General features: G+C 67.8%; 6 protein-coding genes. All 6 read left to right on the forward strand.

Annotated elements, in window-relative coordinates; genetic code table 11:
* Window positions 1–59 precede the first annotated feature (59 nt).
* The 6 genes from leuC (at window position 60) to AC1RWI_RS31140 (ending at window position 6192) form a co-directional block, all read left to right on the forward strand.
* The gene (gene leuC / locus AC1RWI_RS31115) at window positions 60–1478 is read left to right on the forward strand and encodes a 3-isopropylmalate dehydratase large subunit (protein WP_492870230.1); all 1419 of its coding nucleotides are present in this window, start codon (window positions 60–62) and stop codon (window positions 1476–1478) included.
* A complete protein-coding gene (leuD, locus tag AC1RWI_RS31120; RefSeq protein ID WP_492870231.1) occupies window positions 1471–2130 on the forward strand; it encodes a 3-isopropylmalate dehydratase small subunit in 660 nt (219 codons plus the stop codon). Before leuC ends, leuD begins: the two co-directional genes overlap by 8 nt.
* Window positions 2131–2143: 13 nt before the next feature.
* On the forward strand, window positions 2144–3034 hold the full coding sequence (locus AC1RWI_RS31125; protein ID WP_043343218.1) for an alpha/beta fold hydrolase: 891 nt from the start codon (window positions 2144–2146) through the stop codon (window positions 3032–3034).
* Window positions 3035–3182: 148 nt separating this feature from the next.
* Window positions 3183–3836 carry a TetR family transcriptional regulator gene (locus AC1RWI_RS31130; protein ID WP_043343221.1) on the forward strand — a complete coding sequence of 218 codons (654 nt, stop codon included), beginning with the start codon at window positions 3183–3185 and terminating at the stop codon, window positions 3834–3836.
* Between the two features lie 131 nt (window positions 3837–3967).
* On the forward strand, window positions 3968–4936 hold the full coding sequence (locus tag AC1RWI_RS31135; RefSeq protein WP_052494729.1) for a Bug family tripartite tricarboxylate transporter substrate binding protein: 969 nt from the start codon (window positions 3968–3970) through the stop codon (window positions 4934–4936).
* A 65-nt stretch (window positions 4937–5001) separates the two neighbouring features.
* Entirely contained in the window at window positions 5002–6192 is a 1191-nt protein-coding gene (locus tag AC1RWI_RS31140) for a M24 family metallopeptidase (RefSeq protein WP_492870232.1), read from the forward strand.
* The last annotated feature ends 47 nt before the right edge of the window (window positions 6193–6239 follow it).

Raw genomic sequence — 6239 nt, forward strand, 5'->3', positions numbered from 1 at the left:
CTTTCTGCCGCGCAATTTTTCAACTCACCTCATTCAATTCACCTCAAGCAGGCTGTCCCATGTCAGGCCTTACCTACTATCGCAAGCTGGTGGATTCGCACACCGTGGCCGCGCTCGATGCCGACCACGTGCTGCTCTACGCGGATCTGCATCTGATGAACGAATACACCAGTCCGCAGGCCTTTGCCGGGCTGGCCGCGCAGGGCAGGGGCGTGCCGTCGCCGGGCCAGCAGGTGGCGGTGGTGGACCACATCATCCCCACCCACGCCGAAAGCCCGCGCCGCATCCAGGATCCCGCCTCGGCGCTGCAGGCGCGCAACCTCAAGCGCAACTGCGACCAGCACGGCATCCCGCTGTTCGATACCGATGACGCGCTGCAGGGCATCGAGCACGTGATCGCGCCTGAGCACGGCATGATCCGGCCGGGCATGGTGGTGCTGTGCGGCGACAGCCACACCACCACCTACGGCGCGCTGGGCGCGCTCGGCTTTGGCATCGGCACGTCCGAGGTGGAGCACGTGCTGGCCACGCAGACGCTGGTGTACCGCGTGGCGATGGACATGTGCATCCGCGTGGACGGCGTGCTGCCGTGCGGCGCTACCGCGAAGGACATGATCCTGCATATCATCAGCCGCATCAGCGCGCAGGGCGCGCGTGGCTATGTGGTGGAGTTCACCGGCAGCGCCATCGCCGCATTGTCGATCGAGGCGCGCATGACCTTGTGCAACATGACGGTGGAAGCCGGCGCGCGTGGCGCGCTGATCGCGCCGGATGCGGCGGCCATCGAATACGTGCTGGCCCGCGCCGCCGATATCGATGCCACGCTGCGCGAGCGCGCGCTGGCCTGCTGGCGGGCGCTGCATTCCGATGCGGATGCCAGGTTCGACAGCGAACTGGTGTTCGACGCCAGCAACGTGGCGCCGTATGTGAGCTGGGGCACCAGCCCCGACCAGGCGATCCCCATCGATGCGTGCGTGCCGCCGGTGGAGGATGCCATCGACGACACGGCGCGCAGCGCTGCCGCCAAGGCGCTGGACTATATCGGCCTGCAGGCGGGCGCCACGCTCGAAGGCCTGCCGGTGCAGCGCGTGTTCATTGGTTCCTGCACCAATGGGCGCATTGAAGACCTGCGCGCTGTGGCCGCCATCGTGCGCGGGCGCAAGGTGGCCGCAGGCGTGCGCGCGATGGTGGTGCCGGGCTCCGGCGCGGTGCGCCAGCAGGCCGAGGACGAAGGCATTGCGCAGGTGCTGCTGGACGCCGGCTTCGAATGGCGCAAGCCGGGTTGCTCGATGTGCCTGGCCATGAACGACGACGTACTCGCGCCGGGCGAGCGCTGCGCTTCCACCACTAACCGCAATTTCGAGGGACGCCAGGGGCGCGCCGGGCGCACCCACCTGATGAGTCCCGCCATGGCCGCCGCGGCGGCGCTGACCGGCTGCATCACCGATGTGCGCCGCCTGGAGCCAACCAATGCCTGATGCCATGCCTGACTACGATTCCGACCTGATCGCCGCGCTTGGCGCGCCGCTGCCCATCGGCAACCTCGACACCGACCAGATCATGCCTAAGCAGTTCCTGCGCATCATCGACAAGGCTGGGCTGGACCGTGGCCTGTTCTACGATATGCGCTTCGACGCGCAAGGCGTGCCGCGCCCGGCGTTCGCGCTCAACCAGGCGCGGTACCAGGGCGCGGGCGTGCTAGTGGCCGGCCCGAACTTTGGCTGCGGATCGAGCCGCGAGCACGCCGTCTGGGGGCTGCAGCAATACGGCATTCGCGCGGTGATCGCGCCCAGCTTTGGCGAGATTTTCTACTCGAACGCGATCAACAACCGGCTGCTGCTGGTGATGTTGCCGCAGGCAGAAGTGGATGCGCTGATGGCCGCGGTGTCGGGCAGCGCGCCCGCGCGGATCGAGATCGACCTCGCGGCGATGTCGGTGAGCGCCGGCGCGCTGCGCTTTGCCTTCACGCTGGCCGAGCGCCACCGCACCATGTTCCGCCAGGGACTGGACATGATCGGCGCAACGCTGGCACAGTCGTCGCAAATCGCCGCGTTCGCGCGGCGCCATCACCAGTCGCAGCCCTGGCTGCAGGACGTCGCCGCCAAGACCATGGCGCGGCTGTCCGCCTGAAGGAGGACGGAACGTGTTCGAAGGATTCACGCAGCATCGCATTCCATGTGGCGACGTCGAGATCCACGCCGTCGTCGGCGGCCAGGGCCCGGCCTTGCTGCTGCTGCATGGCCATCCGCAAACGCATGTGATCTGGCATAAGGTGGCCGCCACGCTGGCGCGGCATTTCACCGTGGTTGCCACCGACCTGCGCGGCTACGGCGATAGTGGCAAGCCGGCCGGCCTGCCGGACCACGCCAACTACAGCAAGCGCAGCATGGCGCAGGACCAGGTCACGGCGATGCGCGCGCTGGGCTTCGAGCGCTTCCTGGTGATGGCGCATGACCGCGGCGCTCGCGTGGCGCACCGCATGGCGGTGGATCATCCGGATGCCGTGCAACGGCTGGTCACGCTGGATATTGCGCCCACGCTGGCGATGTACGAGCAGACCAGCCTGCAGTTCGCGCTGGCCTACTACCACTGGTTCTTCCTGATCCGGCCCGCGCCGTTTCCCGAGACGCTGATCGAGGCCGATCCGGCGCTCTACCTGCGCAGCACCATGGGCAGCCGCAGCGCCGGCCTGGCGCCGTTTACCGAGGCGGCCATGGCGGAGTACCTGCGTTGCCTCAGCCTGCCGGGCGCGGCGCACGGGCTGTGCGAGGACTATCGAGCCAGTGCGTCGATCGATCTCGAGCACGACCGCGCCGACCTGGCCGCCGGGCGCAAGGTCGAGTGCGGGATGCTGGCCCTGTGGGGCGAGCAGGGCGCGGTAGGCCGCTGCTTCGCGCCGCTGGAAGAGTGGCGCAAGGTGGCGCGCAACGTGAGCGGCAAGAGCCTGCCGTGCGGGCACTACATGGCCGAGGAAATGCCGGCGCTGCTGCTGGACGAGACACTGCCCTTCCTGTTGGGAGCAGCTCAAGGATAAGGATAAGGATAAGGATAGGGATAGGGATAGGGATAGGGATAGGGATAAGGATAAGGATAAGGATGCAACGGGCGAATGCGCTGCGAGCCGGGCTGGCTTACACTCGCTGTCTTCGCCCCTGTGCCTAACCGAACGCGTTCCCCAGCCCATGCCGCCCCGCAAGAATCCCGCCGCTGCCACCGAAACGCTCGATACACTCGCGCATGGCCGCGCTGCTAGCGACCAGGCCATCCAGCTGCTCGACGGCGCCGTCGACCACGTGCTGGAGCACGGCATCGGCGACTTGTCGCTGCGCCATATCGCCGAGGCGCTCGGCACCAGCCACCGCATGCTGATCTACTACTTCGGCTCGGCGGACCAGTTCTGGGAGGCGGTGCTGCGCCGCATCCGCCATGCCGAGCTGGATGCGCGCGCCAGCCTGGCCGCCAGCGAGTCCGATCCCGCGCGGGCGCTGGAGGTGGCCTGGGCGCGCTACTCGGCCGACAACTACCTGCCCATCATCCAGTTGCTGTTCGAGATCTACGGCCGCGCCATTCGCGATCGCGAACGCTTCCAGGTGTTCCTCGACGACGTGATAGGCAGCTGGACCGGCGCGCTGACCGAGCGCTTTCACAAGCAGCTTGGATTGAGCACGAGCGAGGCAAAGCTGCGGGCTCGCATCGAGGTCGCCACCGTGCGCGGCCTGTTGCTGGATCTCGTCACCACGGGCGATCGCAAGGGCACCACGGCCGCGCTGAAATACTTCGCGCGCATGCTGAATGCGCCTGGGGCCCCGGGCGCGAAATCCGCACCAGAAGCCTGATGCGTACGCGGCGCCGGCGTCGGCGCCGCGGTCCCGAAAAAATTTTTTCCTCTTCATGTACCACATGGTACAGTAAACCGGATGCACCTCGATGCGAGGGTGCCGATCAAGGGATGCGAGAGGAGATCGAAGTGAACAGACGCACACTGATACTAAGCGCCGCGCTCGCCGCGGCGGGCATGGCATGGGGCGCAGCCGGCTGGGCGCAGGACTGGCCGCAGCGCCCGGTCAGGCTGGTCGTGCCGCAGGCCGGCGGCACGGGCAACGACGTGCTCGCGCGCGCGCTGGCCGAAACGCTGGGCAAGCGCTGGGGACGCAGCGTCGTTGTGGAAAACAAGCCTGGCGCCAACGGCGTGCTGGCCATCAACTATGTGCTGCAGCAGCCGGCCGATGGCTACACCCTGTTCTTCGCGGGCGTGTCCAACCTGGCCTTCAATCCTTTCCTGTACCCCGCGTTGCCCTATGTGCCGCAACGCGACCTGACCGGCGTGGCGATGCTGGCCAACTCGCCGTTCGTGCTAGTGGTCGCGCCGGCGATGCATGCCACCAGCTTTGCCGAATTCGTGCGGCTTGCCAAGGCGCGGCCGGGCGGCATCAGCTACGCCTCCGGCGGCATCGGCAACTCCACGCACCTGGCCATGGAGCTGGTGGCCGAGCGCGCAGGTGTCAAGCTGCAGCATGTGCCGTTCAACGGCGCCGGCGGCTCGACCAGCCTGATGTCGGGCGAGACCCCGGCCATGATGAATGTGGTGGCGGGTGTGCAGCCCTATATCGCCGGCAAGAAGCTGGTGGCGCTGGCCGTGACCGGCGAGCGGCGCCTGGCCGCGCTGCCCGATGTGCCGACTTTCAAGGAGCTTGGCTACGACGTGGCGGTGCCGGGCTGGTACGCCATCGTCGCAAAGACCGGCACGCCGGCGGCGCTGGTGCGGAAGATCAACGCCGACATCAACGCGGCCATGGACGAGCCGGCATTCAAGGACAAGCTGGCCAACCAGTTCCTCGACCCGATCAAGGGCCCGCCGGCCGAAGTGGAGCGCCATATGCAGCGCGACGCGCAGGCCTGGGGCCCCATGATCCGCAAGCTCGGCATCGCCCTCTGATCCCGGCCGGGTGCGCCCGCGCCCGCCCGCACCCATTACCAAGCAAGGAACCAAGGAGACTAGACATGCCCCACATCACGACCGCCGTGCGCGACTATCGCCTGGCAATGATGCACGCGCTGATGGACCGCATCCGCGTTGACGCGCTGGTGTTCAGCACGCCGGACTTCTTCCAGTTCGCCACCAATTTCCAGCTGGATGTCTGGCCGTGGGAGCGCCCCGTTTTTGTGTTCGTGCCGCGCAACGGCGAACCCTTCGCCGTGATGAACGAGCTGTCGACCAACCACATGCGCCTGTGCACGGAAAAGGAAAAGGTCTGGCTGCGCGATGTGACGTACTACGCCGAGCATCCGCGCGTGTCGCAGCGGCTGGCGCTGGCGCCGCAGTTGCCCGAGGTGGTGGCGTCGCTGCTGGCGTCGCACGGGCTGGGCGGCTCGCGCATTGCCGTGGACGCGGCCCACCCGATTCTCGCGGCGACGCAGCGCTACCTGCCGGAGCTCGCGCTGCGCCCGGCCATGGCGGAGATGCGCGCCATGCGCTGGGTCAAGCATGCGGAAGAACTGCGGGTGATGCGCGAGCTTGGGAGCCTGACCGACTGGGTACAGGAGCGCTACCGCGAGAACATTCGGCCGGGGCGGCTGGTGCAGGAGCTGGACCATGCCATGTCGGCGCTGATGGTGGCGGAGGCTGCGCGCCGCTTTCCCGGCGAGGATTTCGATATCCTCAAATGCTGGACCCTGACGGGACCGGCCTCGGCCTCGCCGCATGGCGACGGCGCCGCGTGCGGCGCGCGCATCGCGGCCGGCGATACCATCGTCAACCTGATCCTGCCGCGCCTGAATGGCTACTACGTGGAGAACGAGCGCACGTGGTTCTGCGGCAAACCGGACGAGCGCCAGGCACGCTGCTACCAGGTTGCCGCCGAGGCCACCGACGCGGCGGTGGCAGCGGCGGTGACCGGCCGGCGTGTCTGCGACATGGACGCCGCCGCGCAGGCCGTGATCGAGCGCGCGGGGCTGGGCGAGTACATCTTCCACCGCACCGGCCACGCGGTCGGGCTGATGCTGCACGAGTATCCGGAAGACATGGCCTTCAACACGCGCGCGCTGCTGGACGGCGAGGTCTACTCGGCCGAGCCGGGCATCTATGTCTATGGGCTGGGCGGCTTCCGGCTCGACGATACGGTCGTGGTGGGCGAGCGCCCGGAGGTCATCGTGAAGACGCCAAAGACACTGGAGTACGCAACCGTGGCGTGACGCCAGCGGCAAGCGGGGAGAGCGCGGGGATAGTGGGGGGATAGTGG

Source organism: Cupriavidus sp. MPR-AND1C, from assembly GCF_058809705.1.